16 protein-coding genes and 1 pseudogene are annotated in these 15,226 nt (G+C 60.0%); 13 read left to right on the top strand and 4 right to left on the bottom strand.

Features of this window, described 5'->3' with window-relative positions:
- The 6 genes and pseudogenes from KW846_RS26670 to KW846_RS26645 all read left to right on the top strand — a co-directional run.
- Positions 1–326 (top strand): annotated as a pseudogene (locus tag KW846_RS26670) (glucose-6-phosphate isomerase); the annotation flags it as partial.
- A 231-nt stretch (positions 327–557) separates the two neighbouring features.
- Entirely contained in the window at positions 558–2,495 is a 1,938-nt protein-coding gene (gene acs / locus KW846_RS26665; RefSeq protein ID WP_218486079.1) for an acetate--CoA ligase, read from the top strand.
- A 108-nt stretch (positions 2,496–2,603) separates the two neighbouring features.
- Positions 2,604–3,476, top strand: coding sequence for an oxygenase MpaB family protein (locus tag KW846_RS26660; protein ID WP_218486078.1), 873 nt, complete (start codon positions 2,604–2,606; stop codon positions 3,474–3,476).
- Positions 3,477–3,684: 208 nt separating this feature from the next.
- Positions 3,685–4,701, top strand: coding sequence for a class I SAM-dependent rRNA methyltransferase (locus KW846_RS26655; protein ID WP_218486077.1), 1,017 nt, complete (start codon positions 3,685–3,687; stop codon positions 4,699–4,701).
- 93 nt (positions 4,702–4,794) lie between these two features.
- Complete coding sequence (locus KW846_RS26650; RefSeq protein WP_218486076.1) at positions 4,795–7,752, top strand: DUF748 domain-containing protein; 2,958 nt, start codon at positions 4,795–4,797, stop codon at positions 7,750–7,752.
- Positions 7,752–8,045 carry a DUF2845 domain-containing protein gene (locus tag KW846_RS26645; RefSeq protein ID WP_218486075.1) on the top strand — a complete coding sequence of 98 codons (294 nt, stop codon included), beginning with the start codon at positions 7,752–7,754 and terminating at the stop codon, positions 8,043–8,045. The genes KW846_RS26650 and KW846_RS26645 overlap by 1 nt, the downstream gene beginning before the upstream one ends.
- Before the next feature lie 281 nt (positions 8,046–8,326).
- Here the strand turns inward: KW846_RS26645 and KW846_RS26640 are convergent, their stop codons facing one another.
- A complete protein-coding gene (locus tag KW846_RS26640; protein ID WP_218486074.1) occupies positions 8,327–8,683 on the bottom strand; it encodes a BON domain-containing protein in 357 nt (118 codons plus the stop codon).
- A gap of 300 nt (positions 8,684–8,983) precedes the next feature.
- Positions 8,984–9,406 (bottom strand): pilin, encoded by a 423-nt coding sequence (locus KW846_RS26635; RefSeq protein ID WP_218486073.1) that lies wholly within the window; start codon positions 9,404–9,406, stop codon positions 8,984–8,986.
- A 227-nt stretch (positions 9,407–9,633) separates the two neighbouring features.
- Here KW846_RS26635 and KW846_RS26630 point away from each other — a divergent pair, with 227 nt between their 5' ends.
- Genes KW846_RS26630 through yacG form a run of 4 tightly spaced genes read left to right on the top strand, consistent with a single transcriptional unit; the run spans position 9,634 to position 12,542 of the window.
- Positions 9,634–10,851 carry a type II secretion system F family protein gene (locus KW846_RS26630; protein ID WP_218486072.1) on the top strand — a complete coding sequence of 406 codons (1,218 nt, stop codon included), beginning with the start codon at positions 9,634–9,636 and terminating at the stop codon, positions 10,849–10,851.
- Between the two features lies 1 nt (position 10,852).
- Positions 10,853–11,725 carry an A24 family peptidase gene (locus KW846_RS26625; RefSeq protein ID WP_218486071.1) on the top strand — a complete coding sequence of 291 codons (873 nt, stop codon included), beginning with the start codon at positions 10,853–10,855 and terminating at the stop codon, positions 11,723–11,725.
- Positions 11,722–12,345 carry a dephospho-CoA kinase gene (gene coaE, locus KW846_RS26620; RefSeq protein WP_218486070.1) on the top strand — a complete coding sequence of 208 codons (624 nt, stop codon included), beginning with the start codon at positions 11,722–11,724 and terminating at the stop codon, positions 12,343–12,345. The genes KW846_RS26625 and coaE overlap by 4 nt, the downstream gene beginning before the upstream one ends.
- A complete protein-coding gene (gene yacG / locus KW846_RS26615) occupies positions 12,342–12,542 on the top strand; it encodes a DNA gyrase inhibitor YacG (protein ID WP_218486069.1) in 201 nt (66 codons plus the stop codon). Before coaE ends, yacG begins: the two co-directional genes overlap by 4 nt.
- Positions 12,543–12,560: 18 nt before the next feature.
- Here yacG and KW846_RS26610 read toward each other — a convergent pair whose 3' ends face one another.
- Positions 12,561–13,250, bottom strand: a complete 690-nt coding sequence (locus KW846_RS26610; protein ID WP_104451416.1) for an energy-coupling factor ABC transporter permease — start codon at positions 13,248–13,250, stop codon at positions 12,561–12,563.
- On the bottom strand, positions 13,247–13,714 hold the full coding sequence (locus tag KW846_RS26605; RefSeq protein ID WP_007970535.1) for a hypothetical protein: 468 nt from the start codon (positions 13,712–13,714) through the stop codon (positions 13,247–13,249). The genes KW846_RS26610 and KW846_RS26605 overlap by 4 nt, the downstream gene beginning before the upstream one ends.
- A 130-nt stretch (positions 13,715–13,844) precedes the next feature.
- Here KW846_RS26605 and KW846_RS26600 point away from each other — a divergent pair, with 130 nt between their 5' ends.
- Genes KW846_RS26600 through KW846_RS26590 form a run of 3 tightly spaced genes read left to right on the top strand, consistent with a single transcriptional unit; the run spans position 13,845 to position 15,222 of the window.
- Positions 13,845–14,471, top strand: coding sequence for a DUF1780 domain-containing protein (locus KW846_RS26600; RefSeq protein WP_007970534.1), 627 nt, complete (start codon positions 13,845–13,847; stop codon positions 14,469–14,471).
- Positions 14,468–14,995, top strand: coding sequence for an MOSC domain-containing protein (locus KW846_RS26595; RefSeq protein WP_116581802.1), 528 nt, complete (start codon positions 14,468–14,470; stop codon positions 14,993–14,995). The genes KW846_RS26600 and KW846_RS26595 overlap by 4 nt, the downstream gene beginning before the upstream one ends.
- A gap of 53 nt (positions 14,996–15,048) precedes the next feature.
- Positions 15,049–15,222: a DUF3094 domain-containing protein gene (locus KW846_RS26590; RefSeq protein WP_007970531.1), complete on the top strand. Its 174-nt coding sequence runs from the start codon at positions 15,049–15,051 to the stop codon at positions 15,220–15,222.
- Positions 15,223–15,226: the final 4 nt, after the last annotated feature.

Below are 15,226 nucleotides of genomic sequence, written 5' to 3'. Positions count from 1 at the left end.
AGCTGCGCGACAAAGGCATGAGCGAAGCCGACGTACACAAACTCGCGCCGCACAAGGTGATCCCGGGCAATCGTCCGAGCAACACCCTGGTGGTCGAGCGCATCAGCCCGCGTCGCCTCGGCGCACTAGTGGCGATGTACGAACACAAAGTCTTCGTGCAAAGCGTCATCTGGGGCATCAATGCCTTCGACCAGTGGGGCGTGGAGCTGGGCAAAGAGCTGGGCAAGGGCGTCTACAACCGCCTGGTGGGCAGTGAAGAAACCCCGGCCGAGGACGCCTCGACTCAAGGGCTGATCAATTACTTCCGCGGTCGTCACCGCGGGTGATAGGCTGAAGGGGCGGTTTACCCGCCCCTTCAGATTGCAGATTCCGACAGTTACTACGGCACCGGGTTGATCGCAAAATCGGTGGCGTGCGCTATCACTGTGTAGGAGCTGCCGCAGGCTGCGATCTTTTGACCTTCATAAAAAACAGGATCAAAAGATCGCAGCCTGCGGCAACTCCTACGAGGGTCGCGCAGCTCCCCTCTTGTCGCAAAACAAGAATAAGGAACCGTCATGTTCGATATCTGCAAGTTCCCCAAAGCCGATGCCGTCCGCCGGGCTGCACAACTGAGTCAAGACGACTATCAGCGCCTGTACCGCGAATCCATTGAACACCCCAGCACCTTCTGGGCCGAACAGGCCACGCGTTTTCTCGACTGGAGTGCGCCCTGGGAAACCGTCCAGCGCTACAACCTGAAGACCGGTGAGGCCAGCTGGTTTGCCGGTGCGCAATTGAATGTCAGCTACAACTGCATCGACCGGTACCTGGAGAAACGTGGCGATCAGGTCGCCATCATCTGGGAAGGCGACGACCCTGCTGACTCGACATCGATCACCTACAAACAACTGCATGAAAACGTCTGCCGCCTGGCCAACGTGCTGAAAAGCCGTGGCGTGAAAAAAGGCGACCGCGTGTGCATCTACATGCCGATGATTCCCGAGACGGCCTACGCCATGCTTGCCTGTACCCGCATCGGTGCGGTGCACTCGGTGGTGTTCGGCGGTTTCTCCCCGGACTCGTTGCGCGACCGCATTCTCGACGCTGACTGCCGCACCGTGATCACCGCCGACGAAGGCGTGCGCGGCGGCCGGCCCGTGCCACTCAAGCAGAACGTCGACAAGGCGCTGCAAAGCTGCCCGAACGTGAGCACCGTGCTGGTGGTCGAGCGCAGAAATGCACAGGTGAACTGGATCGAAGGACGGGACATCAAGTACCAGCAGGCCCTGCGCGAAGCCAGCGCCGATTGCCCGCCCGAGCCGATGGACGCCGAAGACCCGCTGTTCATCCTCTACACCTCCGGCAGTACCGGTAAACCCAAAGGCGTGCTGCACACCACCGGCGGCTACCTGCTGCAAGCGACGATGACCTTCAAGTACGTGCTGGATTACCGCGATGGCGAGGTCTTCTGGTGCACCGCCGACGTCGGTTGGGTCACTGGCCACAGCTACATCGTCTACGGTCCGCTGGCCAACGGCGCGACCACGCTGATCTTCGAGGGCGTGCCGAGCTACCCGACGACCTCGCGCTTCTGGCAGGTGATCGACAAACACAAGGTGAACATTTTCTACACCGCCCCGACGGCCCTGCGTTCGTTAATGCGCGAAGGGCCCGCCGCGTTGAAGGGAACCTCCCGCGCCAGCGTCAGGCTACTCGGTACGGTCGGCGAACCGATCAATCCGGAAGCGTGGGAGTGGTACTTCCATGAGGTGGGCGAAGAGCGTTGCCCGATCGTCGATACCTGGTGGCAGACCGAAACCGGCGGCATCATGCTCAGCCCTTTGGTCAGCGCCCAACGAATCAAGCCTGGTTGCGCCACACAACCGATGTTCGGTGTGCAGCCGGTGCTGCTCGACGAGCAAGGCAAGGAAATCAAAGGCGCCGGAAGCGGCGTACTGGCCATAAAATCCAGCTGGCCGGCGCAGATCCGTAGCGTCTATGGCGACCCGCAGCGCATGGTCGACACCTATTTCAAGCCGTATCCCGGTTACTACTTCACCGGCGATGGCGCGCGGCGCGATGAAGATGGCGACTACTGGATCACCGGGCGCATCGACGATGTGATCAACGTGTCCGGCCACCGTATCGGCACCGCCGAAGTGGAAAGCGCCCTGGTGCTGCACGACAGCATCGCCGAGGCCGCTGCGGTGGGTTACCCCCACGACATCAAGGGCCAAGGCATCTATGTTTTCGTCACGCCCATGAACGGCGTCGAAACCAACGATGAACTGAAGAAGGAATTGTTAGCCCTGGTCGGCAAGGAAATCGGCAGCTTCGCCAAACCGGACTTGATCCAGTGGGCACCGGCCTTGCCGAAAACCCGTTCAGGCAAGATCATGCGGCGCATTCTGCGCAAGATCGCCTGCAACGAACTGGACAGCCTGGGCGATACTTCGACCCTGGCCGACCCGAGCGTGGTGCAAGGGCTGATCGATAAACGCCTGAATCAATAATGCTCGCTCTTTGCAGGAGCTGCCGCAGGCTGCGATCTTTTGATCCAGCAGAGCAAAGTCAAAAGATCGCAGCCTGCGGCAGCTCCTACAGGAAATTACCGGGACACCATGGAATTCATCCGCACCCGCATCGAAACCCAGATCATGAGCCTGACCGGTTTGTCCCTGGGCAAGCTCGACCTGGAAAATCCCAAGGGCGACCCCGGACTGTTCGGACCGGACTCGGTGAGCTGGCAAGTCCATGGCGATTTCAGCAGCATGCTGATCGGTGGCATCAGCGCCCTGATGCTGCAGGCCCTGCACCCGCTGGCATTGGCCGGGGTGTGGGACCATTCGAATTTTCGTGAGGACATGCTCGGTCGCTTGCGTCGCACAGGGCAGTTCATCTCCGGCACCACCTTCGGTTCGCGGCAAGACGCCGACTGGTTGATCGAGAAGGTTCGCACCATCCATTTGCAGGTGACCGGCACGGCGCCGGATGGACGCCCCTATGCCGCCAGCGATCCCGATCTGCTGACCTGGGTGCACGTCGCCGAGGTCAGCAACTTCCTCGCTGCGCATTTGCGCTATCGCAACCCGCATCTGTCTCCAGTCGATCAGGATCGCTATTACGCAGAGATCGCCTTGGTCGCCGAGCGTCTCGGGGCCCGCGATGTGCCCCGTTCGCGGCAGGCAATTGCCGACTACCTTGAGCGCATGCACCCGCAACTGCTGTGCGACGAGCGCAGCCGCGAGGTGCTGCGCCTGTTGTTGAGCGCACCCTCTCCCAGTCGTTTGGCCAAGCCGTTCGGCGGGTTGATGATGCAGGCGGGGATCGATCTGTTGCCGGACTGGGCCAGTGACATGCTCGGCGTCAGCCAGAACTCGCTGCAACGCAAGCTGATCCGCGCCAGCGTCAATCGCAGCGCGCCAATGCTGCGCTGGGCGGTGCGTAATGGATCGGTGCATCGGGCTAAACGAAGGATGGGTTTACTGACCTGAACACAACTTCTTGAATGTGATCACTCTGTGGCGAGGGAGCTTGCTCCCGCTCGAGTGCGTAGCGCTCGCAAAAAACCGACATGTACCGGGATTTTGGGGCCGCTTCGCAGCCCAGCGGGAGCAAGCTCCCTCGCCACAGGCAAGCCCCTCATCTCTGTTCCACAGTGTTAAACTCCCGCGCCCAATTCTCTCCTGCAAGGCGCCCAGCATGTCTTCCTTGAATCAGGCGCTGCGCGCCGCCCTCGATCAACGCCAGGACCTGCTCGCCGAACTGCACCAGCAGGGCACCGACTGCTATCGCCTGTTCCACGGCAGCCAGGAAGGTTCCGGTGGCCTGACCATCGACCGCTACGGCCCGCAATTGCTGGTACAGAGCTTCCACCAGCCGCTGGAGCGCGAAGCGCTGCTGCAGTTGCACGACGTGATCAACCAATACCTGGGCTTTGAAACCCTGCTGGTCTACAACGACCGCTCCCGCGGCAACTCGCGCATCGATCGCGAAGACATCGTCTACCGCGCCGACGAAGCCGCCCTGCAAGACCTGGTCGGCCACGAATGGGGCCTGAACTATCGGGTGCGCGGCCGCCATGCCGGACAAGACCCGCTGCTGTTCCTCGACCTGCGCAACACCCGTGGCTGGGTCAAGGATCACAGCAAAAACAAAAGCGTGCTGAACCTGTTCGCCTACACCTGTGGCGTCGGCCTCAGTGCCGCCGCCGGCGGCGCGCGCGAGGTGTGCAACCTGGACTTCGCCGAAGGCAACCTGGCGGTCGGTCGCGAGAACGGCCAACTCAACCCGCAGTTGCCGCCCATGGAATTTATCCAGTCCGACTACTTCCCGGCCATTCGCCAACTGGCTGGCCTGCCGATCAGCCAGCGTCGCGGGCAAAAACTGCCGAGCTATCAGCGCCTGGAACAGCGCCAGTACGACCTGGTGCTGCTCGACCCTCCGGCCTGGGCCAAGAGCGCATTCGGCACAGTCGATCTGCTGCGCGACTATCAGAGTCTGCTCAAACCGGCCCTGCTGACCACCGCCGACAACGGTGTGCTGATCTGCTGCAACAACCTGGCGAAAGTCAGCATGGACGACTGGCGCGAACAGGTTTTGCGTTGTGCGGAGAAGGCCGGGCGACCAGTGCGTGAGTGGAGCGTGATGAAACCAGGCGCCGACTTTCCGTCGATGGATCAGCAACCACCGCTGAAAACCCTGATTCTGCAGCTCTGACAGCTGTGGGAGAAATCTGAAACTTCCTAGACAGGTCAATCACTTCGGAACCGGAAACGCGTGCCATACTCCAAGGCACTCCGATTCAGACAGATGAAGCCGCACATGTACAAAGGATTGATTCGCGCCATCGGCGCCTTGTTGACTGCTCTGGCCCTCTACAGCTTGCTGGGTTTTCTGATTTTACCGGGTGTGGCGTTGCGCGTTGCCAACCAGCAACTGGCCAACTACGCCACCACGCCCGCCACGATCCAGCGGATCGAGTTCAATCCGTTCAGCCTTGAACTGACCCTCTGGGGCTTGAACATCGGCGAGCCCGGCAAGGAGCAGGTCGCTTTCGAACGCTTGTACGCCAATCTGCAACTCGACAGCCTGTGGACCAAGGCAGTGCACCTGTCCGATGTCGAACTGGACAAACCCAAGACCGAAATCCTGTTCGGCAAGGACGGCAAACTCAATCTGCTTGGGCTGTTCAAACTGCCAGAAAGCGAACCCACGCCTGCCGACCCGAACGCCCAGCCGTTTCCGCTGCGCATCGAGCGCATCAAGCTGGCTGGCGGCGCCGTGCACTTTGAAGACGCCCGGCCCAGCGAGCCCATCGAGTTTCTCTACGACTCCCTCGATTTCGAGCTGAAGAACCTCAGCACCCTGCCCGATGACAGTGCCGACATGACCCTGGTGGCCGTCGGCCCCAATGGCGGACAGATCGACTGGACGGGCAATTTCAGCCTGATCCCGATCGCCTCCGAAGGTAAGCTGAAAATCACTGATGGCAAGATGAAAGCCTTTTGGCCCTATGTGCGCGATGCCGTTCCACTGGATCTCGAAAACGGCGTCATGAGCATCAGCACCGACTACAAACTCAGTCTGTCCAAGGAAACCGAGCTGCTGCTGAGCAATGTCGCGGTCACTGTCGCCCCCTTCGCGATCAAGGCGCCGGATGGCCGGCCGCTGGTAAAGCTTGAGCGACTGGACGTCAGCGAAACCACGGTGGACCTGGCCAAACAGCAGGTGGTGGTCGGCAAGATCCGCAGCCACAAACTGGAAACCTGGGCCGCGCTGGAACCGGACGGCCAACTCGACTGGCAGAAACTGTTCGCCAGCCAACCGTCAAAATCCACCGCAAAAGCCAAGGCGGATGCCGAACCGACCAGCACTCCGGCGGCGGCAGACTCACCGAAACCCGAACCGGCCGCACCCGACAAACCCTGGCAGGTGCTGATCAAGGATGTGCAGCTGCGCGACTACAAGGTGCATCTGGCTGACCGCAAGGCACAGCCTGCCGTCGCCCTGGACCTGGCTCCGCTGAACCTCGACCTGCAAAATTTCGACAGCCTCAACGGCTCGCCCTTTACCCTCAAGCTCGATACCGGCGTGGGCAAGCAAGGCAAGATCATGGCCGACGGCGAGGTCAACCTGGCCCCGATCAGCGCCAGACTGAAGGTCCAGACCAGGGACATCGACCTGCGGGTTGCCCAGTCCTACATCACGCCATTCATTCGCCTGGAACTGCGCAGCGGCATGCTCGGCAGCGATCTGGCGGTCAACCTCAAAAGCACCGAGCCCCTGGCCTTCAACGTCACCGGTCGCGCCCAGGTCGATCAGTTGCATACCCTGGACACCCTGAAAACCCGCGACTTCCTCAAATGGCAACAGGTCGTGGTCGAAGGCCTGAACTATCAGCATGGGGAAAGCCTGTCGATCGACAAGGTCAATCTGTTCCAGCCCTATGCGCGTTTCATGATCAACGATGATCGCACCACCAACATCGACGATCTGCTGATCCCGCAACCGGCGGACTCCGGGGCAAAACCGGCAGCGAGCAAACCGACAAGCAACGAAAAACCGCTGGGCATTCACATCGGCGGCATTTTCATCAATGACGGTTCGGCCAACTTCGCCGACTTCAGCCTCACCCCGAATTTCGCCACCGCCATCCAGCAACTCAACGGGCAGATCGGCACCATCGACAGCCGCCAGCCGAAACCGGCCAGTGTCGACGTCAAGGGCAAGGTCGACCGCTACGCGCCGGTGACCATCAAGGGCTCGGTCAATCCGTTCGACCCGATGGCCAGCCTCGACATCGCCACCAGCTTCAAACGCGTGGAACTGACCACGCTGACCCCCTACTCCGGCAAGTTCGCCGGCTACCGTATCCGCAAGGGCCGGCTCAATCTCGACCTGCATTACCAGATCACCAAGGGGCAACTCAAAGCCGAAAACAAAGTGGTGGTCGAGCAACTGCAGCTGGGGGAAAAAGTCGACAGCCCGGATGCCGTGAGCCTGCCGCTGAAACTGGCGATTGCCTTGCTCAAGGACGTCGACGGCAAGATCTCCATCGAGCTGCCGGTCACCGGCGATCTGAACAACCCTCAGTTCAGCGTCATGCCGATTATCTGGCAGACCCTGCGCAACCTGATCGTCAAAGCCGCGGCGGCACCGTTCAAGCTCATAGGCGGGCTGGTCAGCGGTGGCGGCTCGGAGGACCTGGGCAGCGTTTCGTTCGCGGCAGGTTCCAGCGAATTGGGCAAGGACGCCGAAGTCGCCCTGGACAAACTCTCCAATGCGCTCAAGGAGCGCCCGGCCCTGCGCCTGGAAATCGAAGGCACCGCCGCCCAGAGCAGCGATGGCCCGCTGATCGCCGAGCAACGCCTGGAACGGGAATACCAGTACAACTACTACAAAATGCTCCAGCGCCGCGGTGACAAGGTCCCGGCCCAGGCTTCGTTGCTGGAAGTGCCGGACGGGGAAAAAGGCCCCTTGCTCGAAGGTATCTACCGCACCCGCCTGAAAACCCAGCCCCCTGCCGAATGGAAGGACCTGGGCAAGGAAGAGCGCACCGCGAAAATGCGCGCCGAGGTGATCAAGTTCTGGAGCTCCAGTGACGTACTGTTGCGTCAACTGGGCCAGGAGCGCGCCAGCAGCATCAAGGATTACCTGGTCGACAAGGCCAAACTGGAAGATGAGCGGGTGTACTTCATCGACGCCAACCTGGGCGAAGCGGAAAGTGACGGCCGCGTGGTGACACCGATGCATCTGGATGCCGAGTGATGATGCGGCGGCTGGCAGGCCTGGTCCTGGCGCTATCCGCCAGCCAGGCCTGGGCGGCCGATACCCTGCGCTGCGGCAGCCAATTGATCAGCGTCGGCGATCGCTCGAGTGAGGTGGTGCAGAAATGCGGCGAACCGGTGAGTCGCGACCAGCTGGGTTACAAGCGCAGTGCAGACCGGCGCGAAGAGTTTCAGGTCGAGGAATGGACCTACGGACCGAATGGCGGCATGTATCAATACTTGCGGTTCGAAGGTAATCGGCTGAAGCAGATCACCAGCAAACGCGGCAATTGATTAACCACGATTCAAAGTGGGAGCGGGCTTGCTCCGGGCGGCGATCCGACGAAGGCGGACTGACATTCAACACAGGCGTTGAATGAAAAACCGCTTTCGCGAGCAAGCCCGCTCCCACTATTGTTTACGGCGCACCACATAAAACAGGCCCCGGCAAAAATGCGCGGGGCCTGTGGCGGCCAACATCCGTTTGGCCCTTCGCATGAACACTCAGGTTGCAACAGACGTATGACTCGGCCCGTCTGTCGCGCCTCCTCCCGGTCCAGGCGAGAAGTCTTGCCTTACTCGGCTTTCAGGCCGTCAGCGGAGACCGCCTTGACGCCTTTGATTTTCTTGGTAATGGCCACAGCCATTTTTTTTTGCGAATCGGTTACGGCGGTGGTCGACGACAGCGATACCACACCTTTGTTGGTTTCAACCTTGATGTCGCTACCTGGAATGCCTTTTTCGGTCATCAGGTCAGCTTTGACTTTGGTGGTGATCCAGGTATCGGAAGTAGCTTCTTTCGCTTCGGTCATCTCACCGGCAGCCAGCACCATTGGCGACTGGGTTGCCTGGGTGGTTTGAGCAAACGCGGCGTTGGCCATGGTCAGGGTCAGCGCGGTAGCAGCAGCGGCAGTGATAGCGAACTTCTTCATACGAGTAACTCCTGTTTTTCGGAAAGTCTGCCGGGTGTCTTGTCGGCAGGGTTACCAAGGATATTGCGAACGCTGTGCCAACTTTGAAACCGAGAATAAAACCTTATAAATCAATTAATTATAAAATCAGCCAATTTTCGTAATCATGCAAAATGCACGAGATGCACAAACACTGCATGCAAGTTGCGGGTTTATGAAAAGTTCCTAAGATGCTGAAATTTCTGTGCTTTATGAGCGGCTTTTGACGACCAGTCGACAAACAGGAAAAACCCCGCAAAAGCGGGGAATTGATTCAGCAACTCATGCCGCAGAACCGGAACACCCTTTAGGCAAGTAATCCGGGGAAACACTGCTCTTGCATGACCAGCCTTTGGCTTCGTCCCGTGTCAGGGTGACGGTTTTGCCCTGGACCACCCCCGGGGCATTGTGCAACGTACAAACGATTGATCCCGCTCCCTCCGGCGTTGTAGCCGTCACAGACAGGGTGCAATGGGTGGTCGATGCCTCACCGGCGGGCGCCACGTTGGCAATTGTCGGCGTTTCCCCCTGATTGATCACATCTTCGAACGGCACCTTCATCGCAGTCAGCTCGGCCATCGCCGCCGTGACCTTGGCCCGGGCCTGGTACTTGGAATACATCGGCAGGCCCAGTGTTGCCAGGATCCCGATGATCGCCACCACGACGAGCAACTCGATCAGGGTAAAACCTTTCTGATTGTTCATGTACAAGCTCCATGCATGAGTCGAAGGCTCATGACCTGCCCCACGACAGCACAGCCTGTGCCAAGGCCGGAAGCCCCTGTTGGCAAGGGATCTGGTAACCGCCAGGCCTTTTCCTCCTACCAGGACCAGCACTATCTGACGTTTTTTGTCACCTCACCCTGGCGGGTTTGGCCTCATCCTTTGACTAGGCTATAAGAGCAATTCAATCGGAATCCCCAGGACTGAACATGGCGGTCAAGGCAGCGAAAATCAGCGTGTATGCATGGGAAGGCATCGACCGCAAAGGCACAAAAGTGACCGGCGAGCTCAGCGCTCAAAACCCTGCGCTGATCAAGGCGAAACTGCGCAAGCAAGGCATCAGTCCGGGCAAGGTTCGCAAAAAAAACCCATCGGTTTTCAGCATGGGCAAGCGTATCAAGGCCCAGGACATTGCCCTGTTCACCCGGCAAATGGCGACGATGATGAAGGCCGGCGTGCCGTTGTTGCAGTCCTTCGACATCATCGGCGAGGGCTTCGACAATCCGGCCATGCGCACGCTGGTGGACGAACTGAAACAGGAAGTTGCAGCAGGCAGCAGCTTCGCCGCCGCCCTGCGCAAGAAGCCCCGGTATTTCGATGAGCTGTATTGCAACCTGGTGGATGCCGGCGAGCAGGCCGGTGCCCTCGACACCCTTCTGGAGCGGGTCGCGACCTACAAGGAAAAAAGCGAATCCTTAAAGGCCAGGATCCGAAAAGCCATGACCTACCCGCTGGTGGTGGTGTTCGTCGCGGCGATTGTCACCGGGATTCTGCTGGTCAATGTCGTGCCGCAGTTCGAGTCGGTGTTCAAAGGCTTCGGCGCCGAACTGCCGGCCTTCACCGTGATGGTCATAGGCCTGTCGCAATTCATGCAGGCCTGGTGGTGGGTGGTCCTTGGCGCGCTGCTCACGATGGCCTTCGGCGTGCGCCACGCCCTCGGGAAGTCCCCGACCTTGCGTGACCGGATGGACACCTGGCTGCTGAAACTGCCGCTGGTGGGCACCCTGATGCACAAGTCCGCCGTGGCCCGGTTCGCCCGCACACTGTCGACCACTTTCGCTGCCGGCGTGCCGCTGATGGAGGCCCTGCAATCAGTGGCCGGCGCGACAGGCAATAGCGTGTTCAAGCGCGCTGTGTTGCGCATCCGGCAAGACGTTTCGACCGGCATGCAATTGAATTTCGCCATGCGTACCTCCGGCGTCTTTCCGAACATGGCGATACAGATGACGGCCATCGGTGAAGAGTCAGGCACCCTGGATGCCATGCTCGACAAAGTCGCGGGATTCTACGAAGACAGCGTCGATAACATGGTCGATAACCTCACCAGCCTGATGGAGCCGTTCATCATGGTGGTGCTGGGTGTTATCGTCGGTGGACTGGTAGTTGCCATGTACCTGCCCATCTTCCAACTTGGCTCAGCGATCTGACATGCCCTTGAATGAAATCCTGATTCACTCTCCGCTGGCCTTTGTCCTTCTCGCAGGCATCACCGGCCTGCTGGTCGGCAGCTTCCTCAATGTCGTGATCTGGCGCCTGCCGAAAATGCTCGAACGCGACTGGCGTGAGCAGGCCCATGACATTCTCGGACTGCCTGAAGAAACGCCGCTGCCGACCTACAACCTGTTGCTGCCCCACTCCCAGTGCCCACACTGCGATCACCGAATCCGTGCCTGGGAAAACATCCCGCTGCTCAGTTATGTGTTTTTGCGCGGCCGTTGTTCAGCCTGCGCGGCGGCGATCAGCCCGCGCTATCCGTTGACCGAATTGGCCTGCGGCCTGTTGTCGGCGTTTGTTGCCTGGCACTTCGGCTTCGGTTGGCCGGCCTGCCTGATACTGGTCCTGAGCTGGGGGTTGCTGGCGATGAGCCTTATCGACGCCGAACATCAGATATTACCGGACGTACTGGTGCTGCCATTGATGTGGCTGGGGTTGGTCGTCAACAGTTTCAGCCTGTTCGTGTCGTTGCACGAGGCGCTGTGGGGGGCGATAGCCGGCTACAGCGTGCTGTGGTCGGTGTTCTGGCTGTTCAAGCTGATCACCGGCAAGGATGGCATGGGTCACGGTGATTTCAAGCTGCTGGCGATGCTAGGCGCCTGGGGTGGCTGGCAGATTTTGCCGCTGACCATCCTCCTGTCCTCGCTGGTGGGGGCAATCATCGGGTTGATCACCCTGCGCTTGCGCCATGCAAAAACCTCGACGCCTATCCCTTTCGGTCCCTATCTGGCCATTGCCGGCTGGATTGCCTTGCTCTGGGGTGGTCAAATAACCGACCTCTATTGGCAGTATGTCGGTTTGAAATGAATACCCCTGTGGAAAAACCCTGGATTCTCGGCCTGACCGGCGGCATCGGCAGCGGTAAAAGCGCGGCCGCCCAACACTTCATCGATCTGGGCGTGCATGTGGTCGACGCCGATCATGCCGCTCGCTGGGTCGTTGAGCCTGGTCGCCCGGCACTGGCACAAATCGCCGAACACTTCGGCCCAGGCGTGTTGCAGAACGACGGACAACTGGACCGCGCTGCGCTACGCAAATTGATCTTCGAAGTGCCTGAAGAGCGCCGCTGGCTGGAGGCCCTCCTGCATCCACTGATCGGCGAGGAAATCGCTCATCACCTGGCGCTGGCAAAATCACCTTATGCGATTCTGGTATCGCCGCTGCTGATCGAGTCCGGCCAGTACGCCATGACCCAACGGGTGCTGGTGATCGATGCCCCGGAACAATTGCAGATCGAACGCACCCTGCAACGTGACCAGACCAGCGAGCAGCAAGTCCAGGCGATCCTCAAGGCCCAATCCAGCCGCCAGGATCGCGTGAGCCATGCTGACGACGTCGTGGTCAACGACCGCGACCTTGCCTGGCTACATAGCGAGGTCGAACGCCTGCATCACTTTTATCTTACTTTGCGTGGAGGCCAGTCATGAGCCAACCAACAACCGTCGAATGCCCAACCTGTGGCGCCCCCGTGGAATGGACCGCCGAAAGCAAATTCCGGCCATTCTGCTCCGATCGCTGCAAACTGATCGACCTGGGCGCCTGGGCGTCCGAAGAACACAAGATTCCAGTGGCCCCCGATGCCGAGGACGAGATGTTCAGCGGTGACTTCGAGCCGCGCCACTGATCCACCGGGTCGACGATTTCAGGGCTTGGGATCGTCGTCCTTCCAGGGGGCCGAGAGGTAGCGGGTGCGGTTGAACGTCTCAAGCCACTCCGGACAAAACACGACCAGCGCACTGACGATCATGCCGTTGATAAAGGCTTCGGGAAAAATGATCAGCCATAGATATCCGACAAAATCTTCCAGCCAGTACGGCATGGCAAAACGCTCGTCGAACCATAACAACCAAAGCGCCAGCAGCAGGCACAGCAACGCCGACAGCGCGGCGGCGAAAAATCCGGAAACGAAGATATACACGAAGGGATTTCGTGGCTGCGCCCGCTCCACCAGGATCGCGCAGCACTCGGTGACCAGCACCGGCAGTGCAATCAACAACGCACCGTTGACCCCGACCGCAACCAGATCCTGACGCCCGAGCAACACCAGCCCCAACTGCGCGACCAGCCCGCCAACGATCGCCAGCGGCCAGTCCAGCAGCAATGTCACCGCCGTCATTCCAATGAAGTGGTACGACACGCCGGTATCGAAATCCCGCCGCACCAGCCACAGCATGAACAACGCGAACACTGTGCCGAACAATAAATGCTGGCGACGGCTGTCGGTGAACAGTTCAACCCAGGGCGCGCGCCACATCGCCCAAAGCAGCACCAGTACATAGATCATCCAGCCGACTGTCAGGCTCTGCGGTGACAGCAGCTCAGCACCTATCATGGACCAGACGTCTCCAGCGCTTCACGCAATTGCGCAGCTGTGGCGTATTCGTGCTGGTCCATCAATCGACCATCCTTGAGCTGTAACCACAACACTTTATCCACAGCGCCGGGGTAACGCGGTGCGACACGACCTTCACGATCCAGCATCACCCGATAGGAATAATCGCGCATGGCCGGTACTGCGAACATTTTCGCGATCAAGCGTGGCATTCGCTGGATGTCCGCGAGAAAGACTGCGTGCCGGGCCTCCAGATAGCCTTTGGGCTGACCTTGCAACGCCGCATCGACCAGTTTCGCCGCCTCCATGCTGCGCGCCACCAGCAGCGTCTGAGTGCGACTGTCGAGGGTGAAGGCCTGATCGAACTGGTCGAGCAATGTCCATGGCGCCAACCGCTCGCCGACCTCCAGCGCATTGGCCCACAGCGGCAGCAGACTGAGTACTAATAGCGACCAATATTTCACCTTGCCCCCCCTTGTTCTATCGCAGGCGCGTAATGGCTATCAGTCTACACCGCCCGTTCCGTGTGCCCAGCGTTGCTGATTGATGCTTAACGCTTTCTGCTTGTCGCAATTGAACGCTAAGCTTGGGCCTATGGATGACTCAGATTACTTACGCCTGCTGACCATCGCGGCCGAGCAAGCCAACGCGTTTCTATCCAATGCCCGCAAATGGGAGCGTGAGCGTTGGGTGTGCCAGCGCCTGTTGCAAGGTTTGAACATCCCCTATCGTGCCGATGAATTCGCCCCCGCCGGGGAGCCGCCGGACGTGTTGTTTCGCGATGCCAGTTTCGAGGTGTTCTTCGTGCTCGACGAGGGCCGGCGCCTCAACGATGAATGGCGCGACGAACTGCAACGCCGACGCAGCGCGTTTTCCCTGAGCCAGCTGGTACGCCGCGAGGCCAAGCCACGACGCATCCCCGCCAACGAGTTCTTGCTGCGATTGGCGCCGACCTTGCGCAAAAAAGCGCACAACTACAAAGAGCGCGGCATGGATCTGGGTGAACTGGACATCATTGCCTTCGCCAGTCTCAAACGCGAAGTACTGGACCTCAACAGCCATTTCCCACCGCCGACCGAGTACCTGCGCCAGGGCTGGCGTTCGCTGTCCCTGGTTGGGCCGACATTCGCCCGCGTGCTGTTCGCCCACCCGGATGCGCCGGACTTCTTGCGCAGCAACCTGGGGCGCAGCATTGTCTTTGACGTCGGGATCAGCCTGTGAGCCCGCTGCAGGCGCTGATCGCCGAGGTGCCGCAACAAGGTCGTGTGCGCTGGATCGGCGTGCGCCCGCAATCACGTTCGGCGATGCTTGAACTCGATGCCGTGGAAGCGCGCCTGGAGGCCGGCCTGACCGGTGACCACGCCCGCCCCGGCGTGCGCAATGCGCGGCAGGTCACACTGATTCAGTGGGAGCACCTGGCGGTGATCAGTTCGCTGATGGGGCGTGCACAGGATCATCCGGTCCGGCCTGAAGATCTGCGGCGCAATCTCGTTATCAGTGGCATCAATCTGTTCAGCCTCAAGGGCCGCCGCTTCCGGATTGGCCAGGCAACGTTCGAAACCACCGGCTGGTGCCAACCCTGCGCGCGCCTTGAAAGCAACCTGGGCATCGGCACCTTTCAGGCCGTTCGAGGACATGGCGGAATCACTGCCCGGGTGTTACAAAGTGGAATCATTCGCCTGGACGATATCGTCAGCGTCGAACCCGTTCCAGACAGCGGCTATGCTGCGTTCAACCCTGGGTAAAAACACTGTAGCTTCTACACATTCAGCAACGTCTACCTTTGACGAGGCCCGATATGACCAGCCGCCTGAACCCCGACGACCAAAAGCATGTCGAAGAGTACCTGCAGTTGTCCCAGCACCAAGTCGAGCGCCGGCCTTTCCGGCCGTGGATGCTCCTTGTTCTGGTATTGGCAGTGACCATTGGCCTGGGCCTGTTGAGCCGACTTATCAGTTACCTGACGCTATGAGCTG

Origin of the sequence: Pseudomonas sp. PDM32, from assembly GCF_019219225.1 — a bacterium.
Classification (GTDB): domain Bacteria; phylum Pseudomonadota; class Gammaproteobacteria; order Pseudomonadales; family Pseudomonadaceae; genus Aquipseudomonas; species Aquipseudomonas laurylsulfatiphila.
This window is presented reverse-complemented; position numbering and strand designations above follow the sequence as displayed.

Coding starts and splice junctions, on each gene's coding strand:
- KW846_RS26600 (WP_007970534.1), top strand. CDS start 13,845: ATGGATGACTCAGATTACTTACGCCTGCTGACCATCGCGGCCGAGCAA.
- KW846_RS26630 (WP_218486072.1), top strand. CDS start 9,634: ATGGCGGTCAAGGCAGCGAAAATCAGCGTGTATGCATGGGAAGGCATC.
- KW846_RS26635 (WP_218486073.1), bottom strand. CDS start 9,406: ATGAACAATCAGAAAGGTTTTACCCTGATCGAGTTGCTCGTCGTGGTG.
- acs (WP_218486079.1), top strand. CDS start 558: ATGTTCGATATCTGCAAGTTCCCCAAAGCCGATGCCGTCCGCCGGGCT.
- coaE (WP_218486070.1), top strand. CDS start 11,722: ATGAATACCCCTGTGGAAAAACCCTGGATTCTCGGCCTGACCGGCGGC.
- KW846_RS26590 (WP_007970531.1), top strand. CDS start 15,049: ATGACCAGCCGCCTGAACCCCGACGACCAAAAGCATGTCGAAGAGTAC.
- KW846_RS26645 (WP_218486075.1), top strand. CDS start 7,752: ATGATGCGGCGGCTGGCAGGCCTGGTCCTGGCGCTATCCGCCAGCCAG.
- yacG (WP_218486069.1), top strand. CDS start 12,342: ATGAGCCAACCAACAACCGTCGAATGCCCAACCTGTGGCGCCCCCGTG.
- KW846_RS26650 (WP_218486076.1), top strand. CDS start 4,795: ATGAAGCCGCACATGTACAAAGGATTGATTCGCGCCATCGGCGCCTTG.
- KW846_RS26640 (WP_218486074.1), bottom strand. CDS start 8,683: ATGAAGAAGTTCGCTATCACTGCCGCTGCTGCTACCGCGCTGACCCTG.
- KW846_RS26625 (WP_218486071.1), top strand. CDS start 10,853: ATGCCCTTGAATGAAATCCTGATTCACTCTCCGCTGGCCTTTGTCCTT.
- KW846_RS26655 (WP_218486077.1), top strand. CDS start 3,685: ATGTCTTCCTTGAATCAGGCGCTGCGCGCCGCCCTCGATCAACGCCAG.
- KW846_RS26660 (WP_218486078.1), top strand. CDS start 2,604: ATGGAATTCATCCGCACCCGCATCGAAACCCAGATCATGAGCCTGACC.
- KW846_RS26610 (WP_104451416.1), bottom strand. CDS start 13,250: ATGATAGGTGCTGAGCTGCTGTCACCGCAGAGCCTGACAGTCGGCTGG.